Genomic DNA, 24,163 nt, shown 5'->3' on the forward strand with positions numbered 1-24,163 from the left:
CGCGCCCGGTCGTACGGCGTCTGAGGTCGCGCGTAATCGGCCTCGTGTCAGATCCAGAGAGATCATGTCTTCACAACCTCATATCGTGCTGCCCTGGGTCGTTCGCCGGACCAGGTTGCCGCTGCTGTCGCTGCGGTGCGTGGGCTGCCCCTCGGAGTCGGCAACCACCGGCGAGGGCAGGTTCCGCGTCAACGCCAACGGCAAGCTGCTGGACGTGTGGCTGCTGGTCCGCTGCGTGTCCTGCGACCGGACGAGCAAGCTCACCGTGCACGAGCGGGCGCCGGTCAGGTCCTTCGATCCGGCCGAGCTCCACGGCTACGGCGTCAACGATCCGGGGCTGGTGGCGTCCAGGCTGCTGGATCCGTTGTTCGCCCGGCGTAACCGGTTCGCCCTGGACTGGACGGGGGCCTGGCGGCTGGACACCCCGTCGCCATGGCTCGACGAGCCGTGGCCGGTCCGGGTGGAGGTCGTCTTCGAGGACCCGGTGCCGGTGCGTCCGGAACGGCTCATCGCACGGGGGCTCGGCCTCAGCAGGAACGAGGTGCTGCGCCGGGTCAAGTGCGACGTTCCGCTGCGCCGTACGACGAACACCGGGTTCACCTTCACCGTGATGGCCACGGACCCCGGCTCTCAGCCCCGTTGATGGTGGGCGAGAAGTTGGGTGAGCAGGTGGGTCAGGGTCTGTCTGTCCTCGGACGTGAGCGGTGCGAGCAGGTCCTCCTGGACCCTGTCGAGGGTCTGCTCAAGGCGGCGCAGGTGCCGTTCGCCCGCCGTGGTGATGGTCACCAGGTTGCGCCTTCTGTCGTCCGGGTCCGGGGTCCGTTCGACGAGACCCTGCCCCGCCAGCTCGTTGATCGTTGCCACGATGTCGCTGCGGTCCATGTTGCACCGGCGGCCGAGTTCGGCCTGGCTGGCCACGCCGAACTGCTCCAGCGCGACCAGGACGCGGTAGTGGTATCCGCGCGCGCCCATCTCGCCGAAGCCGTCGGACGCCAGCCGGTGGGCGTGCACCGCGAGCTGGGTGATCAGCCAGCTCGGCTTCGCGGTGAGGCGTGCGGGTGTCTTCTCCACGACAGCACCATACATCGTTGGCGTTGCCAATGAATCTGTATATAGTTGGCGCAACCAATGTTGGAGTCACCAACGAAAGGAACGCCATGTCCACGGACACCCTGGTCGCCGACCGCATCGAGATCGCCGACCTGTTCACCCGCCTCGCGCGTCTGCTCGACGAGGGGAGCTGGGAGGACGCGGGCACCGTCTACACCGACGATGTGGCGGTGCACTCGCCACGCGGGGGCGAACTCCGCGGCCTCGACGAGGTCGTCGGCTTCATGCGGCGGGGAGAGGTCGAGGGGCAGCGCAGCCAGCACACGACCACCGACCTGCTGGTGAACGTCGACGGTGACCAGGCGACCGCCTCGGCGAACTCGCTCGTGTACTACTACCGCGACGGCCAGGCCCCCCACTTCACCGGCGGCCTGCGAATGACCTCCACCGTGGTGCGGACGTCGGCGGGCTGGCGGTTCCGCGAGGTGCGGATCACGCCCGCCTGGACACGCGAGAACTGACGTCGTCGAACGAATCCCTCCGGAGCGAAGACCATGATCAAGCCATTCCGCATCGACATTCCCCAGGCTGACCTCGACGACCTGGCCGACCGGCTTCGCCGTACTCGATGGCCCAACGAGGTCGCCGACGCCGGGTGGGACTACGGCTTCCCGCTGGCGCGGCTCAGGGAACTGGCCGAACACTGGCGCACCGGCTACGACTGGCGCGAGCACGAGGCCGAGCTCAACGAGCTTCCGCACTTCACCACCGAGATCGACGGGCAGAACATCCACTTCGTCCATGTCCGCTGCGCGAAGCCGGACGCGCTCGCGCTGGTCCTCACCCACGGCTGGCCCGGCTCGTTCCTGGAGTTCCTCGACGTGATCGAGCCGCTGTCGCGTGACTTCCACCTGGTGATCCCGTCCATCCCGGGGTACGGCTTCTCCGGGCCGACCCACGAACGCGGCTGGGACATCGTCCGGATCGCCCGGGCCTGGGCCGAGCTGATGCGCCGCCTCGGATACGAGCGCTACGGCGCGCAGGGGGGTGACTTCGGCTCGGGCATCTCGATGGCGCTCGGTTCGGTGGCTCCCGAGCACATCGTCGGGGTGCACGTCAACTACCTGCCGACCCGGCCGGTCCCGGACGAGGGCATCGAACTGACCGAGGTGGAGGAGGCCCGGCTGGACAAGGTCCGGCACCTGATGGCGAACCGCCCGCCGTACCAGGCCCTGCAGGCTCTCACCCCGCAGACCATCGGCTACGCGCTGACGGATTCGCCGGTCGGTCAGCTCGTCTGGATCGCCGAGCGCTTCGCGCAGTGGACGGACCCCCGCTCGCGGATCAGCGACGACCGGCTGCTCACCAACGTCTCGCTCTACTGGCTGACCGCCACCGCGGCCTCCTCGGCGCGGTTGCACCACGACGCTCCACGGCGGGTCGAGCCGTGCCCGGTGCCGGTCGGGGTCGCGGTGTTCGCGCACGACATCACCCAGTCGGTACGGCCACTGGCCGAGCGGCTGTACGACATCGGGCACTGGTCGGAGTTCGAGCGGGGCGGTCACTTCGCCGCGATGGAGGTGCCGGACCTGCTCGCGGAGGACATCCGGACCTTCTTCCTCAAACACGACAATTCGGTCGCTGATCACTGATCGGCGTTATCGGCACGGGCCGGGTGAAGAGGAGGCGTCTCAGACCGGGCTCAGGTGGAACGCCTGGGCGAGGGCCTGTCCGGTGAAGGAGTCGCGGTCGACGGCCAGGTCGGCCGGGGTGCCCTGGAAGACCACCCGGCCGCCCGCGTCACCGGCGCCGGGGCCGATGTCGATCACATGGTCGGCGTGCGCGACGACCCGCAGGTCGTGCTCGACAACGACGAGTGTGGCGCCGTCGTCGACCAGCTCGTCGAAGAGGGTGAGCAGCCGGTCCACGTCGGTGCCGTGCAGTCCGGTCGTCGGCTCGTCCAGGATGATGCGCTGGTCACGTCCCCCGCCGACCTCCCCGAGGTGCTTGGCGAGCAGCAACCGCTGTTTCTCCCCGCCGGACATGGTGTCCATGGGCTGTCCTACGGTGAGGTAGCCAAGGCCGACGCGCTCCATCCACCCGAGGCGGGCGACGATGTCGGCGTGGTCGGCGAACAGCTCGACGAGCGTGGCCGGGGGAGAGTCCAGGACGTCGGCGATGGTCGCCCCGTTGACACGCGTGGCCAGGGCCTGGGGGTTGAACCGCGATCCCTCGCAGACGTCGCAGGGGGTGAAGACGTCGTCGAGGAAGGCCAGCTCGGTGGTGATGAACCCTCGGCCCCGGCACACCGGGCACGCGCCCTTGGAGTTGAAGCTGTACCACGCGGGGGCGAGCCCGGACTCGGCGGCGAAGATCCTGCGGACCTGTTCCGCGAGGCCGAGCTGGCTCAGCGGCGTGGAGCGTCCGCCGCCCTGCAGCGGGTCCTGGCCGACCACGACGAAGTCCCGGTGCTGTTCGGGCAGTTCACAGGTGACCAGGGAACTCTTGCCCGATCCGGCCACGCCGGTGACGACGGTGAGCCGCCGCAGGGGAACGGCGACGTCGAAGCCCCGGAGGTTGTGGGCACGCGCGTTCCGGATCATGACGTGGCCGTGGTCGGGGCGGATCGTGGCGCGCGGCGCCAGCGGCTCGCGCAGGGCCCGCGCGGTCGGCGTGTCGGTGCGCAGCAGCTCGGCGGACGTCCCCTCGAACAGGATCTGGCCGCCCTGGCGTCCGGCGGCCGGTCCCAGGTCGATGATGTGGTCGGCGAGCGCGATGACCTGCGGGTGGTGCTCGACCACCAGCACCGTGTTCGCGGCGTCGCGCAGCCGCAGGAGCAGCTCGGTCAGCCGCCTGACGTCGTGCGGGTGCAGGCCGCTGCTCGGCTCGTCGAAGACGTAGGTCACCGAGCTGAGCGGGCTGCCGAGATAACGGATGATCTTCACCCGCTGCGCCTCCCCGCCCGACAGCGTCGAGGAGACCCGGTCCAGGGTGAGGTAGCCGAGCCCGACGGAACGCAGCGCCTCAAGCCGTCTGCGGGCCTCCGACAGGGCGGGGGCGACCCGGGGATCACGCAGGTCGGCGAGCAGGTCATGGAGCCGGTCGACCGAAAGCGCCATCCAGTCGGCGATGGAGCGTCCGCCGATCAGGCTCGCCAGGGCGGCCTGGCTCAGCCGCGCTCCCTTGCACAGGGGGCACGTCTGGGTGGTGATCACCCGGTGCATCGCCTCCTCGGTCTCCCTGGACTTCGACCGGGGCGGGTTGCGGATGTAGACGTCGCGCAGGCGGGTCACGACGCCGTCGAACTTCGCCGTCTTGGGGAAGCGCGGATCGGGGTCGGGCAGCTTCATCTGGTCGGCGAACAGGAAGTCCCGCATCTCCTGCTCCGTGTAGTCGCGCAGCGGCTTGGACCTGTCGAACAGGCCGCTGTAGGCGAAGCGCTTCCACCGGTAGGTGCCGGGCCGGAAGGCGGGGAACCGTACCGGACCCTCGTCGATGGTTCTGTCCAGGTCGAGCAGGGCGTCGAGATCGACGTCCTGGACCACGCCGAGCCCCTCGCAGTCCGGGCACATCCCGCTCGGGTCGTTGAAGGAGTAGGCGGGGGAGTATCCGGCGGACGGCTCGCCGACGCGCGAGAAGACCAGCCGCAGCAGCGGGGCGATGTCGGTCGCCGTCGCCACCGTGGAGCGCGCGTTCCCGGTGAAGCGGCGCTGGTCGATCAGGACGGTGAACGTCAGGCCGTCGATCCGCTGCACGTCGGGCTGGGCGGTGTGCGGCAGCCGGTTGCGGACGAACGACGGATAGGAGTCGTTGACCAGCCGCTGCGCCTCGGCCGCGACCGTGTCCAGGGCCAGCGACGACTTGCCGGAACCGGACACGCCGGTGAAGACCGTCAGCGCCTCCTTGGGGATCTCCACGCACACGTCACGCAGGTTGTGCGTCGCGGCCTTCTCGACGACGATCCACCGGCCACGCCCACCGTTTCGCATGTCTTCTCCCACACCCCGCCCATGCCCCGGCCGGACGCCCGTCACCCCCTCGGGCATCCCATGGTCGGTCATTTCCCTGGTAGTCGTGCCACGTCGGACACCGGACCGAGATGGTGAAGCTTGTCGGGATTGACCACCGAGTGAATCGCCAGGACCCGGCCTTCGGCGATGTCGAGCCCCAGCACACCGGCCACCCGTCCTTCGGCGTCGTGCATCACGACCCCCGGCCCGCCGTTGATCCAGGCGGGGCGGAGGGAGAGGCCGAACATCCGGAGCCTGCGGAGTCCGGTGACGAGCATCCGCGCGACGCGCCGTGGCTCGGTGGCCGGTCTTCCGATCGAACGCGCCCTGCCGCCGCCGTCCCCGTGGAGCACCACGTCGGGCGCGAGCATGTCGAGCAGCGCGTCCATGTCGCCGCCCTCCGCGGCCTCGAAGAACCTGCGGGCGAGCTCCTCGCCCCGCGCCCGCCGCGCCGCAGGGGCCTCGCCTCTCCGGGTTCGCCCTCCCTCGGCGACACGCCGCCTGGCGCGCGTGAGGATCTGACGGCAGTTCGCCTCGGACTTGCCGGTGATCCTCGCCACGTCCGCGTGGCCGTACCCGAACACCTCGCGCAGCATGAACACCGCCCGCTCGACGGGGGAGAGGGACTCAAGCAGCACGAGGAAGGCCATCGACAGCGCGTCGGCCAGCTCGGCGTGCTCGGCGGGTCCCGGCCTCTCCGCCGACACGACGACCGGCTCGGGCAGCCAGTCTCCCACGTACGTCTCCCGCCGCACCCGGGCCGAACGCAGGTGGTCGATGCCCAGGCGCGTCACCGCCGTCGCCATGTACGCCTTCGGATCGGCGATCACGGTTCCCGCCAGCCGTGCCCTGGTCAGGCCGAGGAAGGCGTCCTGCACGATGTCCTCGGCGTCGCCCACGGACCCGGTCATCCCGTAGGCGATGGAGAACAGCAGCGGCCGGTAACCGTCCGCGCCCGTCTCGTCCTGCTTCCCGGACACGGCGCCCCTCCCGTTTCATGCCGGTTCGTGTACGGCGCGCGGCGGCGCCCCCTGTCACACTCTCAGACGGCTTACCTCCTTCGGTTGTGACATGGTGTGACCTGTCTCACCGGGATCCCCGGCGTTCTCGCGCGGGGATCCCGTGGACGGCTCATCCGGGGTCGCGTCAGGGCTCGACGAGACCGACCGCGAAGGAGTAGTCGTCCAGCGTGAACTGGCTGATGCCGCTTATGCGCAGGGCCTGCACCCGGACGGTGTAGGTCCCGGGGCCGAGGGGGAGGGAGAAACGCTCAAGGGCGTGCGCCTCCTCAAGGCCGCCGGGGGTGTCGAACCTGTAGTCCGTGCTCGTGACCGGCTGCAGGTCGATGGTCGTCCCGGCGGAGTTGACCGCGATGATCTTTACGGAGCACCACGCGCTGGGGTCGCCGACGCAGATGGACTCGGCGGTGAACCGGGCGTTGAGGAACCGCGTCGTCCCCGCGGGCACGGTGACGTTGACGGCGGCCGTGGGGACGTTCCCCCAGGCCCCGACCGTCGAGACGGTCCAGGGGCTGCTCTCCCCGGTGAAGAACTGGGTGCTGGTCTGGGTGCCGTTCTGGGAGCTGGGTACGGCGTTGGCGGCCGTGACCGTCAACGCGAGAACGCCGGACAGCGCCGCCGCGACGAACGCGGTCCTGGTGAATCTGGCCAACGGGGGTCCTCTCTGCTCGCTGCTTTCTGCCCGTGCCGAGCCGTACGGCCCGCGACAGGTCGTTGCGGGAACCACGCTGACGAGGACGAAGCGGCTGGTGAAGCCCCGGCCGAATTATCCGTACAAGTCCGGACAAGGGGCTCAGGGGATGAAGGCGCGGATCCGCTCGGCGATCACCTTCGGCGCGTTCAGGTCGGGGGCGTTGTGGTCGAGCCCGGGCAGGATCACTTGCTGGGCGCCGGGGATCACCTCCGCCAGCAGCGGCAGCACACCGGTGAGGTAGCCGGGCGTCCTCTCGCCTCCCAGCAGCAGCGTCGGGGAGGCGATGCCCGCGTATCTGGAGCCGTCTGAGTCGAGCCGGGCGATCTCCCCGATCTCGGCGGGAGTCGTCGCCATCATCGCTCGCGCGTCGCGTCCCTCGGCCCCGCTCAGCAGCATGAACGCCAGCGCGTGGAACACCGGCATCGGCGCGTTCCCCACGGGAGCGAGGCGGGTGTGCTTGAGGAAGGTCGCCATCGCCGCGACCTTCCTGCCCCCGCGCAGCAGGTGGGTGAAGGACGGCAGCCAGTGGGCGTCGAACGACCCTCCGATGCTCACGCCCGGCTCGTAGACCATCAGTGCGGCCACCTTCCTCCGCAGCCCGAGATGGAGGGCGGCCAGGCCGCCGTAGCTGTGCCCGAAGACCAGGCTCGAGCCGGTGTGCTCCATGACGGCGATCACGTCGTCCACCTCGGACTCGATGCCGTAGCCCGGTCCCTGCGGCCCGCTCCGGCCGCGTCCCCGCCGCTCGACGACATGCACCGGGTAGGTGTCCGAAAGCTCCCGGGCCAGGGCTCCGTAGTGGCGGGCGCGCCGGTTGTTGCCGGGGACCACCACCAGCCCGGGGCCGTTCCCCTGACTGAGGAACTCGATCGCCGTCCCGTCCTTCGAGGTCACCATGTCATCCGCCCCGTCCCGCGCGCGTTGCCGCCCGTGAACCGGGGCGACTAGGATACGAAGTGTACGGTACAGTCTCGTTCGGTTGGATAGACATGGTCAGAGGCATTGCGCGCGAACAGGCGATCCTGACGGCGACGATCGAGTTGCTCGGGGAGATCGGCTACCAGGCGCTGACGATGGACGCGGTGGCCCAGCGGGCGCGCGCCAGCAAGCAGACCATCTACCGCCGCTGGCGGGGCAAGCCGGAGCTCGTCAAGGCCGCGCTCGACGCCCGCGACGCCGAGCACGTCACCGCGATCCCCTCGACCGGCACCCTGCGGGGCGACCTGCTGGCCGCGCTGGACACGCTGTGCGCCCAGGCCGACGACCGATACCTGACCATGATGACCGGGCTGATCCACGCCATGCGGACCGACGCCGACCTGGCCGAAATCCTGCGCTCGCACGTGGCGGACGAGGACCAGGGGCCGTTCCCGACGATCGTGGAACGTGCCGTCGCCCGGGGCGAGGTGCCCGTGCGCACATCGACCACACTGGCCCACCAGGTGGCCGAGGGTCAGGTCATCCGCCGGATGGTCCTGGGCCAGCCGCTCGACCACGACTTCCTGACCGGCCTGGTGGACGACCTGCTCGTGCCCCTGCTGACCCGGTCCTTCCCCGAGGACGAGCCGTAAGCCGGAGCTTCACCAAGATCACTTATGGTGTTCACCCCGCGTTCCCGCCCAGGTTGGCCGGTATGAAGATCATGTCTGGGTTTTGGTCAGACCGTAATGATCGACGAGGGGAATGACGGATCATGCGAACGCGTTCGGTGGCGGCCAGGGCCGCCGTTGTGGTGTCGGCGGCGAGTGCCCTGCTCACCCTGGCACAACCGGCCCAGGCCGCCACCAATCCGTACACGCCGGAAGGGGTGTGCGGCTCCGGCTACCGGGTCGTCGACTCACGGCCGTTGGAGCACCGGACACTGTCCAACACCGGTGGCCGGGTCTACCTCCTCTACAACAGCTCGAACGGCTACAACTGCGCGGTCACGATCAAGGGGGTCGCGGTCGGGAAGCAGACGGGCACCGAGGTGACACTGCTGGTGCGGACCAGTGGCGACAACTCCACCCGGTACTCCAACGGGGGCGACTTCAAGTACTACGCGGGGCCGGTGCGGGCGCGCGCCGCCGGTAAGTGCGTCGAGGTCTTCGGCCACACCTTCTCGACCACCTCAAGCAACAGCTACTACGCGATCATCCCGTGGGGACACTGCGGCTAGCGATCTCGCGGCGGCGGGGCGCATGCCGCCTCGCCGCCTGTCACTCCCGTTGCTCCCGTTACTCCCGGGCCGGACGGAGCACCTGGCGTACGGCGCCACGCAGCCACCGGTGGGCTCCGTCAGCATTGTGACGTGGGTGCCATGCCATGCCGATCGTCACCGGGGGCAGCGGCAGCGGGATCTCCAGCAGCCGCAGTCCCAGCGCGTGCGCCGCGTCACTGAGGGGTGAGGGGGGCTCGCCCGGCAGGGCGGTCGGCACCAGGCAGACCACGTCTCCGGCCGCGGCCAGCACCATCGTCGCCAGATGACCGGGCAGGACGGCGCTGACTCGTCTGCTGAGCCCTCGCTCGGCCAGGGCCACGTCCAGCGGGCCGGTGAAGCGTCCCCGGCGGCTGACCGCCACGTGCTCGGCCGCGGCCAGCCTGGCGGGCGTCAGGGTTCCCTCGGTGAGCGGGTGCCCAGCTCTGACGCCGATCGCCATCCGCAGCGTGACCAGTTCCTCGACCCGTGTCTCCGGATCGACGTGGTCGATGGCCCCGATCTCCAGGTCGATCCGGCCCTCGCGCAACGCGGGGCCCGCCTCCCACTCCTCGGCCAGCACGCGCAGCGAGACACCCGGCGCCCTCCGTCTGGCCAAGCCAAGCAGACCCGGGGCCAGTGCCGTACCGACCAGATCCGAGGCCTGGACGGTGAAGGTGCGCCGCAGCACCGCCGGGTCGATCCCGCCGCTCGGGGTGAGCAACGCCTCCAGCCGACGCACCACCGCGGCTGCCTCGTCCCGCAGCGCCTCGGCGCGGGGGGTGGGCACCATCGCCTGCCCCGCCCGCACCAGCAGCGGATCCTGGAGCACCCGGCGCAACCTGGCGAGGGTACGGCTCATCGCCGCGGGGGAGGTGTGCAGCCGCGCGGCGGCACGGGTGACGCTCTGCTCGGTCAGCAGGGCGTCGAGGGCGACGGCGAGGTTGGCGTCGAGGGTCGGGAATGGGCTGCTCACCAGCGTAATTCCGTTTCGGGCAATGATTGGATGCTGAAGTTCCCATTGTGGCAATGCGGCGTGGGTCCGCACCATCGGGAGGCCGTACCGATTCGACACAGACCGCGAGGTTCTCATGATTGTCATCACCGCCCCCACCGGGAACATCGGCAGGCGGCTGCTGTCGCTGCTCGTCGAACAGGGGGAGGAACTGCGCGTCGTGGTCCGCGACCCCGCCCGGCTCCCCGAGGCCGTGCGTGAACGGGTCGAGGTGATCACCGGCTCGCACGGCGACGCCGCGACCGTCGAGCGCGCCTTCACCGGGGCCGACGCCGTTTTCTGGCTGGTGCCACCGGACGCCTCGACCACGCCGGAGGAGACGTTCAGCGGCTTCACCCGCCCGGCCGCGCGGGCGTTCGCCGCTCACAGTGTCGGCCATGTCGTCGGCGTCTCCGCGCTCGGCCGCGGCACCCCGCAGGCCGCCCAGGCCGGGCTGGTCACCGCCTCCCTGGCCATGGACGACCTGATCGCCGGTTCCGGTGTCGCCTACCGTGCTCTGACCTGCCCGTCCTTCTTCGAGAACCTGCTGGAGGAGGCCGACTCGATCCGCGAGAACGGCGTCTTCACCGACACCGTCGCCGCGGACCGTCCGGCCCCGCTGGTGGCCGTCGCCGACATCGCCGCGGCGGCGGCCAAGCTGCTGCTGGACCGCTCCTGGACCGGCGTCGGCGGTGTTCCGGTGCTCGGCCCGCAGGACCTGTCGCCCAACGACCTGGCCCGCATCATGAGCGAGGAGCTGGGCCGTCCGGTCCGCTACCGGCGTCAGTCGCTCGACGAGCTGCGGTCCACCCTGCTGGGGTACGGCCTCAACGCGGCGTTCGTCGAGGGCGTCGTGGACATGAAGCGTGCCAAGGACCAGGGCCTGGACGCGGGCGTCGACCGTTCGCCGCAGCCGGGAGCCACCGGATTCGCGCGGTGGTACGCCGAAACCCTCAGGCCCGCCGTCCTCGCCACACCGGAGGCTGCCGATGCCCGCTGACGGAACCAGGGTCACCGCGTTCATGCTGGTCAAGACGACGCCCGAGTGGCTCGCGATGACCGTGGCCGAACGCGTCCTGGCCTTCACCACCCAGGTCGTCCCGGTCATCGAGGCCCGCGCCCACGGCGTCCGCTCCCGCTTCTACGACACGGAGTTCTACTCGGCGCGGGTCACCGACGTCTGGGTCTGGGAGGCGGATGACCACGACGCCTACCGGCTGCTGATCGACGCGCTGCGCGAAACCCCCTTCTGGGACCGCTACTTCCACGTCGTGGACCTGCTCGTGGGGATCGAGAACGGCTACGCCCGCACCTACGACCTGGAGCCAGTGGCCACCCTCACCACCTGACGGCGGTCCACCTGTACATGCGCTTGAGTATATATATGCTGTCGTGTATGTTCGGGGTGTGGTCAACAGCGTGCAACTGCGAATGACGGCGATCTCGGAGCCGAACCGGTTCCGGATCGTCGAGTTGCTCAGGGACGGCCCGCGCTCTGTGGGTGACATCGTCGAGGCGCTGAGCCTGGGCCAACCGCAGGTGTCCCGGCATCTGCGACTGCTGTCCGAGGCGGGCGTGGTCGAGGTCACCAAGCGGGCACAGCAGCGGATCTACCGGCTGCACCCGGACGCGATGCGTGAGCTGAGCGACTGGGCGCAGGGGTTCGCCGTCCTGTGGTCGGAGCGGATGGATCGCCTCGGCGCCTTTCTCGACGACACGGCCGATCAATGAGGAGCGTGAACATGTCCCCGGACACCGAGGACGGGATCGTGGTCGACAGGTCGACCAACACCCTCCACATCAGCCGCACCTACACCGCCCAGGTCGAGCGTGTGTGGTGGGCCTGGACGGACGCCGAGGCGATCACCCGCTGGTGGGGGCCGCGGGGGTGGGCCGCGACCGTGCACGAGATGGACGTGCGGCCGGGAGGACGCTGGCGCTTCGAGATCGCACCGGCGGACGGCTCGGCCGCGCCGGTGCGCAGCATCGCCACCTACACCACCGTCGTCGATCGTCGCGAGCTCGCCTACGACGACGTGTTCGCCGACGCGGCGTGGCGGCCCGACGGCACGGACACCTTCCCGACCTCGGTCACCTTCACCTCCACCGGCACCGGCTGCGTCGTCTCCGTCGCCGCGAGCTTCCCCGACGGCCAGGCACTGCGACGGGCCGTCGAACTCCAGATGGCCGACGGCTACGCCGAAGCCCTCGACCGGCTCGGCGGCCTGCTGGACGGGCCATCAACCAACGAAGGAGAAACGAGCGTGTCCGAGCTTTCCACCGTCACCTCCGCGGACGGCACCACGATCGCGTACAGGAAGACCGGGTCCGGCCCGGCCATCATCGTGATCAGCAACGTCGCCGAGGACCACACCGGCGTCGCGGGCGTGGCCGAGGCGTTGTCCAGGGACTTCACCGTGATCAGCTTCGACCGGCGCGGCCGCGGGGCCAGCAGCGATCCGCAGCCCTACGATCCGGCGCGCGAGATCGAGGACATCGCGGCGCTCATCGAGGTCGCGGGCGGCTCCGCGGCCCTGACCAGCGGTTCCGGCGGGTGTGGGCTGACCCTGGACGCGGCGAGCGCGCTGGGTGACAGGGTCACGGGACTCTACCTGTACGAGCCGCCGTTCATCGTCGACGGCTCCAGGTCCCCGGCGCCCGCCGACTACGTCGAACACCAGAAGGCCCTGGTCGCGGCGGGGAAGCGTAGCGAAGCCGTCGAATACTTCATGACCGAGATGATCGGTGTCCCGGCCGAGTACATCCCGGCGATGAAGCAGGACCCCTCCTGGGAGGCCATGGTCAAGTACGCCCACACCTACGCCTACGACGGCCAGATCATGCGTGGGCTCCAGGACGGCAGGCCACTGCCCACCGACCGCTGGTCGATCAAGGCGCCGATCGCGGTGGCCGTCGGTGAGAACGGCGAGGCCTTCATCCGCGTCGGCGCCCAGGCGCTGGCCGCGATCCTGCCGAACGTGACCGTGCTGACGCTCGCCGACCAGGATCACTCCGCCTTCTGGATGGCCCCCGAGCCGGTCGCGGACCAGGCCCGCACGTTCCTGCTCGGCTGACGGTTTTCGGGACGGTACGGCGTGCGGTGCGTCGACCGGGCAGACGGCCCCTGTCATGCCGTCTGCCCGCGCCCCCGCTACTCCACGGCCGGCGGCCTGTCGACGACGCCGACCTTCAACTGCGCGCTCGACGACACCACGCTCCCCACCGGCGCACCGGCCAGCTCCGCGTCCACGACCACCCCCCGGCGGCCGAGATAGTCGTAGGTCTTCCGGTCGAAGACGTACTCCTCCCTGACCCCGTTGGGTGAGACCATCGCCGCGGCTATGCCCTCGCGTCCCGCGGCGTCCTGCGCCTCCTTCACCGTCACCACCCCGGGAATCGTGGCCGCCGCGCGGAAGAGCGCGGCCCGCTGCGCGGCGGGCAGATAGGACTCGTCGAGCAACCCACCGACCCGGTTCCACGCCTCGTAGTCCTGCAGCCCGTCGTTGGGCACCCGCGTGTAGAGGTGCCTGCGCATGCCTTCGGTGTCGGTCGGCAGCTTGCTGACATAGGCGTAGTCGTTGCGCAGGAATTCGGCGCGGTCATCGAAGTCGGCCGCACGTTCCGGACGGCCGGGCCTGCCCACCAGCGCCTGCTCCGCTCGTGCGGCCGACGGGAGCGGGTGCCCCGGATACGGCAACGGCGCCAGAAGCTCCTCCCGCAGGACCCCCTTGACCGCGCTGCCTTCGACCGGCAGCCAGATCGTGCGCCTGGAGCGCGACAGCCAGATCTCCCCGTCCTCTTCGGAGGTGTCCATGCTCTGTGACTCATAGACGAGGAACTGGCCGGGCCTGGGACGCAGCTCCGGACGGCTGCCGGCATGCTCGGCCGCCCGCGACAGCACCTCCACGGCCGCGACCGTGCGGATCAGCGGCGGGGGCGGCGCCGGGGCGGGCCGGCTCTGGACGAGGAAGACCGCCGCTCCCACCGCGGCGGCGAGACCTCCCGCCAGGGCGGCGCGCAGTCCGAGGCGGCGGAGGTCGGGGCGGGCCGGCGCCGACATGCCGGCCATCAGGCGTTCCGCCTCGGCCCGCAGGTCCTCCTGCGCGGGGACCTCGGAACGGAAGTCGTTGAGCTGGACCAGCTCATCCATGGCGAACCTCCTCGTTGACGAGTGCTGTGGGGTCGGCCCCGCCCAGTTCCTCGCGGATTTTGGCGCGGGCCCGGTTGACGCGCGAGCGAACCGTTCCGACGCGGATGCCGAGCGCCTCGGCGGTTTCGGTGTAGGTGAGGCCGCCCCAGGTCACCAGGAGCAGCACGTCGCGATGTCCGGCAGGCAGCGCGACAAGTGCGGCGGCCAGGTTTCGCTGTACGGCCTGCGCGCTCAGCCGTTCGTCGCTGCGCGAGGTGAAGGGTTCGGTGACCGGGTCCACACCGGTGCGAGCCAGCAGGTTCAACTGTCTGGCCTCGGTGCGCTTGTGGCGGCCGACGAGGTTGGTGGCGATGCCGTACAACCAGGGCAGGGCGCTGTGTCTGGCCAGGTCGTAGCGGCCGCGCTGGCGGAAGGCGGTGAGAAAGGTCTCCGCCACCACGTCCTCGGCGTCGTCGAGCCCGAGGCGACGGATGACGAATCTCTTGATCTCAGGCGCGTGTCTGCGGAAGATCTCCGCGAACACCTCGGGCTCCTGCCGGGACCGCGCGATGACGGCGGAATCGGCGGGGCTCGTTTCTGACATGCTCTGGCCTCTCGGCTCACGGATGGAACGCCCCTACTTGCCCGCCCGCGGCCGATCGGTTCCCGCCACCGGGTCCGGGACTGGGAAGCCGTCCGTGGTCAGTCTTGGCCGGGGCCCGGTACGACCAGGCGGCCCTCGTAGGCCGCGATCACGGCCTGTACCCGGTCCCGCAGGCCGAGTTTGGTGAGGATGTTGCTGACGTGGGTCTTCACGGTGTGCTCGCTGAGGACCATCGAGGCGGCGATCTCGGCGTTGGACTGACCCAGGGCGATCATCCGCAGGGTCTCCCGCTCCCGGGCGGTCAGCACGCCGAGCTCTCTGGCCGGGGGCTTCGCGGCCGGGACCCGGGAGGTGAACTCGGCGATCAGCTTGCGGGTGACCGAGGGGGCCAGCAGCGACTCACCGGCCGCCACCACCCGTACGGCGTGCACGAGGTCGTCCCGCCGTACGTCCTTGAGCAGGAACCCGCTCGCACCCGCCCGCAGCGCCTCGAACACGTAGTCGTCGAGGTCGAACGTGGTCAGCATGAGCACCCGGCACGCCGTCTCGGCCGAGACGATCCCGGCCGCCTCGATGCCGTCCATCCTGGGCATCCGGATGTCGAGCAGCAGCACGTCCGGCTGGTGCGCGCGGGCCGCCTCGACGGCCTCGATCCCGTCCCCGGCCTCGGCGACGACCTCGATGTCGGGCTGGGCTTCGAGGATCATGCCGAATCCGGCCCGGACGAGTTCCTGGTCGTCGGCGATGACGACGCGCAGCCCGCTCATGCCGCCGCCCCGAGGGGCAGCCGGACGAGGACCTCGAAGCCGGGTCCGTCGGAGCGCGGTCCCGCGGAGGCGGTGCCGTGGCAGGCGGCGGCGCGCTCGCGGATGCCGATCAGGCCGTTGCCGCCGTGGGGAAGCGCGTGCGGGGCCCTCCCGCCGTCGTCGGTGATGCGGATCATGAGTTCGTCGTCCTGCCAGTCGAATCGGATGTCGGCGCGGGTGGCGCCGGAGTGCTTGACGATGTTGGTGAGTGCCTCCTGGGTCACCCGGTAGGCTGCGACGTCGACGTCGCCGGGGAGCGGGACGGGGGTGCCGGTGACGGTGTAGTTCACGGCCAGCCCGGGACCCGCGACCTGGTCGGCCAGACCGGGCAGGTCGGCGAGCGTGGGCTGCGGCGCGCGCAGGCCCTCGCCCTCCTTGAGCACTCCGAGCAGCCTACGGAGCTGCGTCATCGCGTCGCGCCCCGAGGCGGCGATCGCGTCGAACGTGGCCTCGGCACGGTCGGGATCGCTGCGCACCACGACCGGCCCGGCCTCGGCCTGGACGACCATGAGACTGACCGCGTGGGCCAGGATGTCGTGCATGTCCCTGGCGATGCGCGCCCGCTCGCGTTCCGCGGCCCGCTCCGCCTCGATCTGCCGTTCGCGCTGGAGCTGGGCGGCCCGCTCCTCCAGCGCGGCGGCGTGGCTGCGGGAGACGGCCGCGGCCCGGCCGACGGCGTAGGCGGCGACGAACAGCACGACGCCGCGCACAGCCGTGTCGGACGATCCGGTGAACGCGAGCCCGCCCACGGTGGCCACGGCCAGCGCGAGGACACGTGTCCACCGGGAGGCGTAGGCGGCGGCGGAGTACATCGCCACCAGCGCGCCGTACCAGATGGGCTGTGAGGCGACCCGGTCGGACAGGTCGTAGAGGGCGATGGCGCCGAGGGTGGCCATGAGCGCGACCACCGGTGCGCGCCGCCGCCACAGCAGGGGTACGGCCGCCGCGACCACGACGGCGTATCCCCACCAACTCCATGATCTCGTGCTGGACAGGAGTGGCCAGAGCTGGGCCGTCAGGACGAGCGCGACGAGCGCCAGGTCCAGCCAACGTGCCGGGATGGCACGCAGCCGATCAAAAAGGGGCATGAACCGGCATTCTCCACCCATTACACGGAGACCGGTACGGCGGGCTCGACCACGCGGTGCCGGCCGTCGGCCAGCCGGGAGGCGCGGGACACCCGGGCCAGCGTCAGGAAGGAGATCAGCAGGAAGGCGGCGCCCAGCGGCATGAGGTCCTTCTCCACGAACGGCACCAGGACGTCGGCGATCACCAGGACGGGCGTCCACGCCTTGACGCGACGCTGGATCGCGAGATGGAGGACGAGGCCGATCTGGGCGACGAAGAACAGCAGCGGCCCGAAGTCGTAGATCACCTGCTGCACTCCGGGAACTGCCTGGACCTCGTCGAACAACACGCCCATCGCGGCGTGGTCGGCTGACTGGAACCCCACGATGATGTCGATGGCGAACTGGGCGATCAGCGTGGCGATACCGATATATCCGGCGGAGGCCAGCCCGGTGGCCAGGCGTCCGCGACCGGCCAGCCTCCGCATCTCATGAAATGTCATGGCGAAGAACACCAAGGCACTAATGAAGGCCAGGTGCCCGGTGGTCCAGGCGAGCCCGGGGCCACGGCTGCCGTCCAGGCCGTCCAGGATGCGGATCACGCCGTAGGTGAAGGTGAGGACCGGGGCGGCGACGAAGGCGATACGGAAGTTCATCTCGTTGACTCCTTGGTGGTGATGACCTCCCCAATCCTGCTTTTTCACGACCGCGCGGACATCGCCGACGCGAGCGAACTCCCACCTCCCTCTTGAGAGGGAGCCGTCAAGCAACATCCGGCACCGCACGGAGCGGATCGAGGCGGTCAGGCCGTTTCCGCGCTGAGGGTCCGTGCCACGGGACGGCGAGCCGCCAGGCGGGCGGGCAGGGCGGTGAGCGCCGCCGTCACCAGGAGAGTCGCGAGGAGGACGCCGAGCAGCCAGAGGGAGGGAGGTCCCACCGAGTTCCTGGCGGCGAAGAGCGAGAGCAGGCCGACGCCCAGCGGGACGCCGATGACGGCGCCGGGCAGCGCGGGCAGGAGCTGGGCGGCGGACAACCCCATGGTGATCTGTCCCGGGGTGGCGCCGAGGGTGCGCGCGATGGCCATGTTCGCCCGGGCCTCCATGGCGGTGGTCCAGGTGAACGTGAGGGTGTTCACGACGGCGACCGCGATCAGCAGGACGGTGACCGCCACCATCAGCCGACGGTCGTGAACGCCCCGCAGGTTGGGCAGGACGGAGGAGCCGTCCAGGCCATAGCCCCTCTCCGGCTGGGCGTGGAGAGTGAGCAGGGCGACGATCGCGATCACCGTGGTGGCGGTCGAGCACGCCTGCAGTACGGCACGGCCCGGCCTGCGGGCGGTCAGCCGCAGCCCGAGCAGGAGCGGCGTGGGCAGCGGCGCGGACAGCGCGGTGAGCCAGGGGCGGTGCCGGGGCTGACGCGCGGTGGCGGTCAGCGCCGTGACGGTCGCCGTACGCATGGCCCGCAGCGTGGGGCTCAGGGTGGACAGCACCGCCACCGCCACGGCGAGGACGGTCGCCGCGACAACGGTGGCGCCGCCCAGTCCGGTGGCACCGATCCGGCTGGCGGTCGGGCTGGCCACGGCGGGTACGGCCAGGCGGGCGATCACCAGTCCCAGCGCGTCACCGGCCAGCGCCAGCGCCAGGTATTCGGTGAGCAGGACGGTGACGATCAGACCCGGGGTGGCGCCGACGGCCTTGAGCAGCCCGGCCCGGCGTGTCTGCTCGACGGCGCGTCCCGCGGCCAGCGCCGCCACCCCGGTGATGGCCAGGAAGCTGAGCAGCCAGCTGCCGACGACCAGGATCGGCTGGCTGTTCCTGAGGATGACCATGTCCTGCCTGGCCGTGAACCGCCAGGTGTGGAAGTTCACCCTGAGGGCGGCGATGCGGTGGGTGGTTGGGAAGGTCTCGATCCTGGCGGGGTCGTGAAGCTTGAGATCCAGTGCCAGGGTCACCGGGAGGTTGTGGGACGACGCCAGGGCCCGGGCGTCTGACGGGGTCATCCACGCCAGGCCGCTGTAGTCGCTGGGGCCACCGTACGGGCCGATCTGCGCCGCCCAGGGGTAGATGGGGGTGGCCGCGGTCACGGCGATCCCGACGACGGGATATGACCGGCCGGCGATGGTGACGTGGTCGCCGACGCCGACGTTCAGTGCGGTGGCGAAGCCGCGTTCGAGGACCGTGCCGCCTGGGCGCACCCACCGCCCCGAGGTCACCAGCGGCCGGTTGACCGCGCCGGGCGTCTCGGCGAAGCCCTGCACCACCACGGGGGACGACGCGGAGCCGCGCGTGGTGAGGTCGGCGTATACGACGCGGTAGGGGCCGTGGTGGGCGACCACTTCGGGATCGTCCGCCAGCGACGCCAGGGCCGCGGTCACGTCGGGGCCCGTCTCGCCGGAGAGCGCCACCACGTCCGGCCCGGCGGTGGCCGCGCGGGTCTGCTCGTACAGCGCGTCGCTCGCGCCGCGCAGGGACAGGCCCAGCGCCATCGTGGCCGTGGCCACGGTGACCGCGAGCAGGAGCATCGCGGCCTGGATCCTGTGCCGCCGCACGTCGGCCAGCACCAGGCGCACGACGAGCACGAGGGAGCCCATGACGTTCACTCCTCCAGCCCGATCAGCCCACCGAGCCCGCGGGTGGGGGAGCCGGTCAGCCAGGTGTCGTCGACGAACATTCCGTCGCGCATCGAGACCAGCCGATCCGCCGTGGCCGCGACCCGCTCGTCATGCGTGACGATCACGAGGGTCTGTCCCGCGGAACGCAGGTCCTCGAAGATTCTCAGCACGTCGAGGGTCGCGGCGGTGTCGAGGTTGCCGGTCGGCTCGTCGGCCAGGACGACCAGCGGGTCGTTGGCCAGCGCGCGTGCGACGGCGACCCGCTGACGCTGCCCGCCCGACAGTTGCGACGGCAGATGCCGGGCGCGCCCTGAGAGCCCGACCTGTTCCAGCAGCAGGCTCGCGCGCCTCCTGGCCTGGCGGCGCGAGCACCCGGCCAGCAGCGCGGGCAGCTCCACATTCTCGGCCGCCGACAGCTCCTCCACCAGGTGGAAGGCCTGGAAGACGAACCCCACCGACCTGCGCCGCATGCGCGCCAGAGCTCGCTCGCTCAGCGTGTCGATGCGCCGCCCGGCCATCCACACCTCTCCGCCGGTAGGCCGCTCCAGGCCACCCAGCAGATGCAGCAGGGTGGATTTCCCGCAGCCGCTGGGCCCCATCACCGCCAGCGTCTGCCCCTGCGGCACTTCCAGGCCGACCTCGTCCACCGCGCGGACCCGGCTCTGCCCCTGACCGTGCGTCTTCACCAGACCTCGGGCCCGGACCACCGCACCTGACACGTTCATCCACCCTCGACTTCGTCGGCCTTCTCGTCGTCGGCCCTGGACCAGGCCCGCTCACAGGCGTCCAGCCAGCGCAGGTCCGCCCGCAGCCGCAGCACGACCCCTTCCAGCAGCGGCCCGGCGCCCGACCCCTCCGGCTCGGCCAGCATCGCCTGTTGCACCTCACGCAGGCGGCGCAGCAACTCACGGCGCTGCGCCGCCACCAGCTCGACCGGGTCGGCCAGCCGGGCCGCCGCGGCGGCGGCGAGCTTGAGGTGGAACTCCGCCAGGTCGGGTTTGGGCCAGCCCACCTCGGCCAGCCAGGCGGCCACCCGCTGCTGCCCGGCCGGTGTCAGCGCGTAGACCTTGCGCTCCGGCCGTTCGGGAAGTCCGTCCGCCCGCTCGCAGACGACGAGACCCGCTTTCTCCAACCGGGTCAGGGTCACATAGATCTGACCGGGATTCATCGACTCACCCAGCGGGCCGAGGCTCTGCCGCAGCCGGGCACGCAGGTGGTACCCGTGTGATGGTTCCTTGGCGAGCATCGCCAGCACCGCGTCCTGCACGTCACCCCCTAACGGTTAGCCAATAGATAGCGGTTAGCCGTGAGAAGTGTCAAAACGCTACACCGGCCCGTACGGCGCGTCAGCAGGTGGAGGTGGCTTCGACGCGCTCCTCGGCGGGGCTCGCCGTCGGCGACTGCTCTCTTCCGGTACGGCTGAGCTCGGGCAGGAGGGACGCGACGCCGAGTACGGCCAGCCCGGCGCCCAGCCAGAGGGGAGCCCGTAGACCGAAGGCGTCGATGGCCAGTCCGCCGACCGAGGAGCCGATGATCACCCCGAGGGTGATGAAGGAGGCGTGGACGGTGTTGACCAGCGGCCCCGGGTTGCCGGCGCGCTGGACGCGTACGGCCATCGCCGGGTTCATGGTCACTCCGACCAGCCCGACGCCCAGCATGGCGATCACCGCGGGAACGCCGAGGTGGGCGAACAGCGCGAAACCGGCCAGGAAGACGGTGTTGAGGATCAGCCCGGCCAGCAGGACGCCGATGGTGTGTCTGTCGGCCAGGCGTCCGACGACGTGGTTCCCGATCACGGTGGCCGCGCCGTACGCGACGAGTAGGAGGGGAACGGCCCCCGAGGAGAATCCGGTGACCCGGGTGAGGATTGGGCTGAGGTAGCTGAAGGCGGCGAAGGTGGCGCCGATGATGAGGGTGCTGGTCAGCAACGCCAGCCACAGCCTGCCGTTCCTGAAGACCGTCATCTCCCGCCGGAAGTCGTCGCCGCCGTCCGCGCGCCCGAGCCGGGGAACGCCCGCCATCGTGGCGAGCGCGGCGATGACGGTCAGGGCGCCGACGGCCCAGAAGGCGGCGCGCCAGCCGAACTGCCCACCGATCAGCGTGGACAGCGGCAGTCCGAGCAGGGTGCCGAGCATCAGTCCGTTCAGGACGACGGCGAGGGCGCGGCCGCGTATCTCCGGGCGGCTCAGCTGGACCGCCACCGAGATGGCGACTCCGAAGAACGCCTGGGAGGCGACCCCGGTGATGACGCGCGCCACCACCATGATCGAGTAGGAGGGCGCGACCGCCGCGAGCACGTTGCCCACCAGGAAGATCGCGAACAGCAGCATGAGCGCGGGTTTGGGGCGTATCCGCATCAGGGCGATGGTCATCAGCGGCCCGCCCGCCGACATGGCCACGGCGAAGGCGGTGATCAGATAGCCGATCTGGGAGATGGTCACGCCGAGTCCGCCCGCCATCTCGGGCATGAGACCACCGACCGCGAACTCGCTGGTGACCATGGCGAAGATGCCAATGGCCAGGACGTAGACGGCTCTGGGCAAGGGAGTTCCTTTTTACATCAATCGGTGCAGAATTTGGGCATGAAAAAGCAGGGGTCAGGTCAGGGCGTCCATGGCGGTGGCCGCGATGGCCGCGATGGTGGCGTCGTCGGCACCGCCCTGGGCGGCCACCCGTATCCCGGCGATCACGGCGTTGACGAACCTGGCGAGTTCGGCGGGGTCGCGGGTGGAGCCGATGTCGCCATCGCGCTGCCCATCCCTGATGGTGACGCTCAGGCTGACGACCCGGCGCTCGGTGTCGCGGGCGAGCATCAGGGCGATCTCCGGATCGCGGCCGGCGAGCTCCATCGTGGTGTTGACGGTCAGGCAGCCGAGACCGTGACCGTCGCGCCTGTTCACCGCCTCCGACCGGAGGATCTTGGCGAACAGCGCGCGGATCCGCTCGATCGCGGGCAGATCGTGATCGTCGAGGATGCGGAGCTGGTCGGCGGTTGTGGTGTCCATGTAGCGGGTCAGCGCGCGCTTGAACAGCTCGCGCTTGTTGGTGAAGGCGTTGTACACGCTGCTGCGGTCCAGGCCGAGCGCCTCGCACAGGTCTCTGGTCGAGGTTGACTCATACCCGTTCGCCCAGAAGGTGCGCATCGCGGTGTCCAGGACCCGGTCCTCGTCGAACGATCTCGGCCTCGCCATACGAGCACGCTACCCGTTTTACACCATCCGGTGCAATACGGACTGGCTCGGATGGGATCCGGGGGCGAACCGCACGGTGACGGACAGGCCGCCTTCGGGGCGTGCGATGGCGGTGAGGGTGGCGCGGTGAGCTTGGGTGACGGCGTCGACGATGGCGAGGCCGAGGCCGTAGCCGCCATGGCCGTGACGGTCTGGCGCCAGTCTCTGGAAGGGCTGGAAGAGACGCTGGATCTGGTCGCCGGGAATCACCGGCCCGCCGTTGGTGACCGTGACGCCGGAGTCCTGGGTGGTGATCTCCACGTGCCCGCCCGGGTGGTTGTGGCGGATGGCATTGTCGACGAGGTTGGCGACGAGGCTTTCGATCAGCCTCGGGTCCCCGGCCGTCACCGCGGGCGTCAGGTGTTCGGCGAGATCGATGCCTTTCTCCGCGGCTTGGCGGCGGCGGGAGGCGAGCACGCCTTCGGCGATCTGGGCGAGGTCGAGGGTGTCCCAGCGGGTGACACCGCGCTCGCCGGTGGCCAGGGCGAGCAGCGCCTGGACGAGCCGCTCCTGGTGTTCACCGAGGGCGAGGGCCTCCTGGCAGGCCGCGCGCAGGGTGTCGACGTCGGCGTCGGGATCGGCGAGGGCGACCTCAAGGAGAGTGCGCAGACCGGCGAGAGGGGTGCGCAGCTCGTGGGAGGCGTTGGCGACGAAGTGGCGTTGGGCGTCGAAGGAGCCTTGAAGGCGGGCGAACAGGTCGTCGAGGGTGTGGCCGAGTTCGGTCAACTCGTCCATGGGCTCGCCGAGGTCAAGGCGCCGGTGGAGGTTTCCCGCGGAGATGATCCTGGCGGTGGCGGTGATGTCGCGCAGCGGGCGTAGGAACCTGCCGGAGACGAACCAGCCGAGGGCCAGGGCGACGGGAACCAGCAGGATCAGGGCGACGGCGGATCCCGTGAGGAGCTGGGGCAGGCTGATCCCGGACCCGGTCTCGGCGGTCGCGCCCGACGAGGGGCGACCCACGGGGGTGGCCGCGTTGATACCGGCGAGCGGGACGGCGACGAACAGGAGCACGAGGACCCCGGCGGCGTAGATGCCCGCCGCGTAGGCGAGCGCGAGCCGCGTCTGCAGGGACCTCCCGGTGAGCCGCCGACGGGTCATGACGGTCCGATGCGGTAGCCGCCTTCGCGGACGGTCTCGATCACGGGCGGGTCCCCGAGCTTGGCCCGCAGCCGGTGCATGGTGTGCTTGACGGCGCTGCTGAAGGGGTCGGCCGCCTCGTCCCAGACGCGTTCGAGCAGTTCCTCGGCGGAGATGACCAGGCCGGGTACGGCGAGCAGGCATTCGAGCAGGGCGAACTCCCTGGGACTCAGCTCAAGGCGCCGTCCGGCCCGGAACGCGGTACGGCGGGCCGGATCGAGGGTGATGTCCCCACATGTCAGGGTCGGTGGCAGCGGCGGGGTGGCGCGGCGGGCCAGGGCACGGACGCGGGCGACCAGTTCGGCGAACGCGAACGGCTTGGGCAGGTAGTCGTCGGCGCCGAGGCTCAGCCCGTCGACACGGTCCTCGATCGTGCCGGAGGCGGTGAGCATCAGGACGCGGGTCGCACAGCGGCCGTGGGCGAGCCGTCGGCAGATCTCGTCCCCGTGCACCCCGGGCAGGTCACGGTCGAGGATCACCACGTCGTAGCGGGTGACGGCCAGACGATCGAGGGCGGCGGTTCCATCCAGGACGACGTCGACGGCCATACCCTCGCGGCGCAGCCCGGTTCCGATGGAGCGGGCGAGGACCTCGAAGTCCTCGACGACGAGGACCCTCACCGCCCCTCACCACCGC

27 protein-coding genes are annotated in these 24,163 nt (G+C 70.6%); 9 read left to right on the forward strand and 18 right to left on the reverse strand.

All coding sequences use genetic code 11. The annotated features are described in order from the left end of the window. The first annotated feature begins 85 nt into the window (after positions 1-85). On the forward strand, positions 86-643 hold the full coding sequence (locus tag FHS44_RS09485; protein ID WP_312863583.1) for a DUF1062 domain-containing protein: 558 nt from the start codon (positions 86-88) through the stop codon (positions 641-643). Here the strand turns inward: FHS44_RS09485 and FHS44_RS09490 are convergent. After that, positions 631-1,071 (reverse strand): MarR family winged helix-turn-helix transcriptional regulator, encoded by a 441-nt coding sequence (locus FHS44_RS09490; RefSeq protein ID WP_184713605.1) that lies wholly within the window; start codon positions 1,069-1,071, stop codon positions 631-633. The genes FHS44_RS09485 and FHS44_RS09490 overlap by 13 nt on opposite strands. Before the next feature lie 86 nt (positions 1,072-1,157). On the opposite strand from FHS44_RS09490, the gene FHS44_RS09495 reads away from it, so the two are divergent. Both FHS44_RS09495 and FHS44_RS09500 read left to right on the forward strand, forming a co-directional pair. Next, positions 1,158-1,571, forward strand: coding sequence for a nuclear transport factor 2 family protein (locus tag FHS44_RS09495; RefSeq protein ID WP_184713606.1), 414 nt, complete (start codon positions 1,158-1,160; stop codon positions 1,569-1,571). A 33-nt stretch (positions 1,572-1,604) separates the two neighbouring features. Then, on the forward strand, positions 1,605-2,702 hold the full coding sequence (locus FHS44_RS09500) for an epoxide hydrolase family protein (protein WP_184713607.1): 1,098 nt from the start codon (positions 1,605-1,607) through the stop codon (positions 2,700-2,702). Positions 2,703-2,741: 39 nt separating this feature from the next. Here the strand turns inward: FHS44_RS09500 and FHS44_RS09505 are convergent, their stop codons facing one another. The 4 genes from FHS44_RS09505 to FHS44_RS09520 form a co-directional block, all read right to left on the reverse strand. Next, entirely contained in the window at positions 2,742-5,039 is a 2,298-nt protein-coding gene (locus FHS44_RS09505; RefSeq protein ID WP_184713608.1) for an excinuclease ABC subunit UvrA, read from the reverse strand. A gap of 68 nt (positions 5,040-5,107) precedes the next feature. Beyond that, positions 5,108-6,040: an RNA polymerase sigma factor SigJ gene (gene sigJ, locus FHS44_RS09510; RefSeq protein ID WP_184713609.1), complete on the reverse strand. Its 933-nt coding sequence runs from the start codon at positions 6,038-6,040 to the stop codon at positions 5,108-5,110. A 166-nt stretch (positions 6,041-6,206) separates the two neighbouring features. After that, on the reverse strand, positions 6,207-6,731 hold the full coding sequence (locus FHS44_RS09515; protein WP_184713610.1) for a hypothetical protein: 525 nt from the start codon (positions 6,729-6,731) through the stop codon (positions 6,207-6,209). A gap of 141 nt (positions 6,732-6,872) precedes the next feature. After that, positions 6,873-7,670 carry an alpha/beta fold hydrolase gene (locus tag FHS44_RS09520; protein WP_184713611.1) on the reverse strand — a complete coding sequence of 266 codons (798 nt, stop codon included), beginning with the start codon at positions 7,668-7,670 and terminating at the stop codon, positions 6,873-6,875. A 92-nt stretch (positions 7,671-7,762) separates the two neighbouring features. Between FHS44_RS09520 and FHS44_RS09525 the strand changes: the two genes are divergently transcribed. Both FHS44_RS09525 and FHS44_RS09530 read left to right on the forward strand, forming a co-directional pair. Then, positions 7,763-8,344, forward strand: coding sequence for a TetR/AcrR family transcriptional regulator (locus FHS44_RS09525; RefSeq protein ID WP_184713612.1), 582 nt, complete (start codon positions 7,763-7,765; stop codon positions 8,342-8,344). Positions 8,345-8,466: 122 nt separating this feature from the next. Continuing rightward, positions 8,467-8,931: a hypothetical protein gene (locus FHS44_RS09530; RefSeq protein ID WP_184713613.1), complete on the forward strand. Its 465-nt coding sequence runs from the start codon at positions 8,467-8,469 to the stop codon at positions 8,929-8,931. Positions 8,932-8,989: 58 nt separating this feature from the next. Here the strand turns inward: FHS44_RS09530 and FHS44_RS09535 are convergent, their stop codons facing one another. Further along, on the reverse strand, positions 8,990-9,925 hold the full coding sequence (locus tag FHS44_RS09535; protein ID WP_312863584.1) for a LysR family transcriptional regulator: 936 nt from the start codon (positions 9,923-9,925) through the stop codon (positions 8,990-8,992). A 115-nt stretch (positions 9,926-10,040) separates the two neighbouring features. On the opposite strand from FHS44_RS09535, the gene FHS44_RS09540 reads away from it, so the two are divergent. The 4 genes from FHS44_RS09540 (at position 10,041) to FHS44_RS09555 (ending at position 13,017) form a co-directional block, all read left to right on the forward strand. After that, a complete protein-coding gene (locus FHS44_RS09540; protein WP_184713615.1) occupies positions 10,041-10,943 on the forward strand; it encodes an NAD(P)H-binding protein in 903 nt (300 codons plus the stop codon). Further along, positions 10,933-11,292: a darcynin family protein gene (locus FHS44_RS09545; RefSeq protein WP_184713616.1), complete on the forward strand. Its 360-nt coding sequence runs from the start codon at positions 10,933-10,935 to the stop codon at positions 11,290-11,292. The genes FHS44_RS09540 and FHS44_RS09545 overlap by 11 nt, the downstream gene beginning before the upstream one ends. A 70-nt stretch (positions 11,293-11,362) precedes the next feature. Beyond that, positions 11,363-11,674, forward strand: coding sequence for an ArsR/SmtB family transcription factor (locus tag FHS44_RS09550; protein ID WP_221460624.1), 312 nt, complete (start codon positions 11,363-11,365; stop codon positions 11,672-11,674). Between the two features lie 11 nt (positions 11,675-11,685). Continuing rightward, positions 11,686-13,017 (forward strand): alpha/beta fold hydrolase, encoded by a 1,332-nt coding sequence (locus FHS44_RS09555; RefSeq protein ID WP_221460625.1) that lies wholly within the window; start codon positions 11,686-11,688, stop codon positions 13,015-13,017. Positions 13,018-13,094: 77 nt separating this feature from the next. On the opposite strand, the gene FHS44_RS09560 is transcribed toward FHS44_RS09555, so the two are convergent. The 12 genes from FHS44_RS09560 to FHS44_RS09615 form a co-directional block, all read right to left on the reverse strand. Beyond that, positions 13,095-14,093: a CU044_5270 family protein gene (locus FHS44_RS09560; RefSeq protein WP_246435386.1), complete on the reverse strand. Its 999-nt coding sequence runs from the start codon at positions 14,091-14,093 to the stop codon at positions 13,095-13,097. Further along, complete coding sequence (locus tag FHS44_RS09565) at positions 14,086-14,676, reverse strand: RNA polymerase sigma factor (RefSeq protein WP_184713617.1); 591 nt, start codon at positions 14,674-14,676, stop codon at positions 14,086-14,088. The genes FHS44_RS09560 and FHS44_RS09565 overlap by 8 nt, the downstream gene beginning before the upstream one ends. A gap of 98 nt (positions 14,677-14,774) precedes the next feature. Continuing rightward, entirely contained in the window at positions 14,775-15,443 is a 669-nt protein-coding gene (locus FHS44_RS09570; protein WP_184713618.1) for a response regulator, read from the reverse strand. After that, complete coding sequence (locus tag FHS44_RS09575; RefSeq protein WP_246435387.1) at positions 15,440-16,570, reverse strand: sensor histidine kinase; 1,131 nt, start codon at positions 16,568-16,570, stop codon at positions 15,440-15,442. The genes FHS44_RS09570 and FHS44_RS09575 overlap by 4 nt, the downstream gene beginning before the upstream one ends. Positions 16,571-16,590: 20 nt before the next feature. Next, positions 16,591-17,205 (reverse strand): hypothetical protein, encoded by a 615-nt coding sequence (locus tag FHS44_RS09580; protein ID WP_184713620.1) that lies wholly within the window; start codon positions 17,203-17,205, stop codon positions 16,591-16,593. Between the two features lie 146 nt (positions 17,206-17,351). Then, positions 17,352-19,139 (reverse strand): FtsX-like permease family protein, encoded by a 1,788-nt coding sequence (locus FHS44_RS09585; RefSeq protein WP_184713621.1) that lies wholly within the window; start codon positions 19,137-19,139, stop codon positions 17,352-17,354. Positions 19,140-19,144: 5 nt separating this feature from the next. Beyond that, positions 19,145-19,885 (reverse strand): ABC transporter ATP-binding protein, encoded by a 741-nt coding sequence (locus FHS44_RS09590; protein ID WP_184713622.1) that lies wholly within the window; start codon positions 19,883-19,885, stop codon positions 19,145-19,147. Next, complete coding sequence (locus tag FHS44_RS09595) at positions 19,882-20,427, reverse strand: PadR family transcriptional regulator (protein WP_184713623.1); 546 nt, start codon at positions 20,425-20,427, stop codon at positions 19,882-19,884. The genes FHS44_RS09590 and FHS44_RS09595 overlap by 4 nt, the downstream gene beginning before the upstream one ends. 79 nt (positions 20,428-20,506) lie before the next feature. Next, on the reverse strand, positions 20,507-21,703 hold the full coding sequence (locus FHS44_RS09600) for an MFS transporter (RefSeq protein ID WP_184713624.1): 1,197 nt from the start codon (positions 21,701-21,703) through the stop codon (positions 20,507-20,509). A gap of 54 nt (positions 21,704-21,757) precedes the next feature. Continuing rightward, on the reverse strand, positions 21,758-22,351 hold the full coding sequence (locus tag FHS44_RS09605) for a TetR/AcrR family transcriptional regulator (RefSeq protein ID WP_184713625.1): 594 nt from the start codon (positions 22,349-22,351) through the stop codon (positions 21,758-21,760). A gap of 18 nt (positions 22,352-22,369) precedes the next feature. Beyond that, positions 22,370-23,488: a sensor histidine kinase gene (locus tag FHS44_RS09610; RefSeq protein WP_184713626.1), complete on the reverse strand. Its 1,119-nt coding sequence runs from the start codon at positions 23,486-23,488 to the stop codon at positions 22,370-22,372. Next, complete coding sequence (locus tag FHS44_RS09615; protein ID WP_184713627.1) at positions 23,485-24,147, reverse strand: response regulator transcription factor; 663 nt, start codon at positions 24,145-24,147, stop codon at positions 23,485-23,487. The genes FHS44_RS09610 and FHS44_RS09615 overlap by 4 nt, the downstream gene beginning before the upstream one ends. Positions 24,148-24,163: the final 16 nt, after the last annotated feature.

Origin of the sequence: Streptosporangium saharense, assembly GCF_014203715.1 — a bacterium.
Classification (GTDB): domain Bacteria; phylum Actinomycetota; class Actinomycetes; order Streptosporangiales; family Streptosporangiaceae; genus Streptosporangium; species Streptosporangium saharense.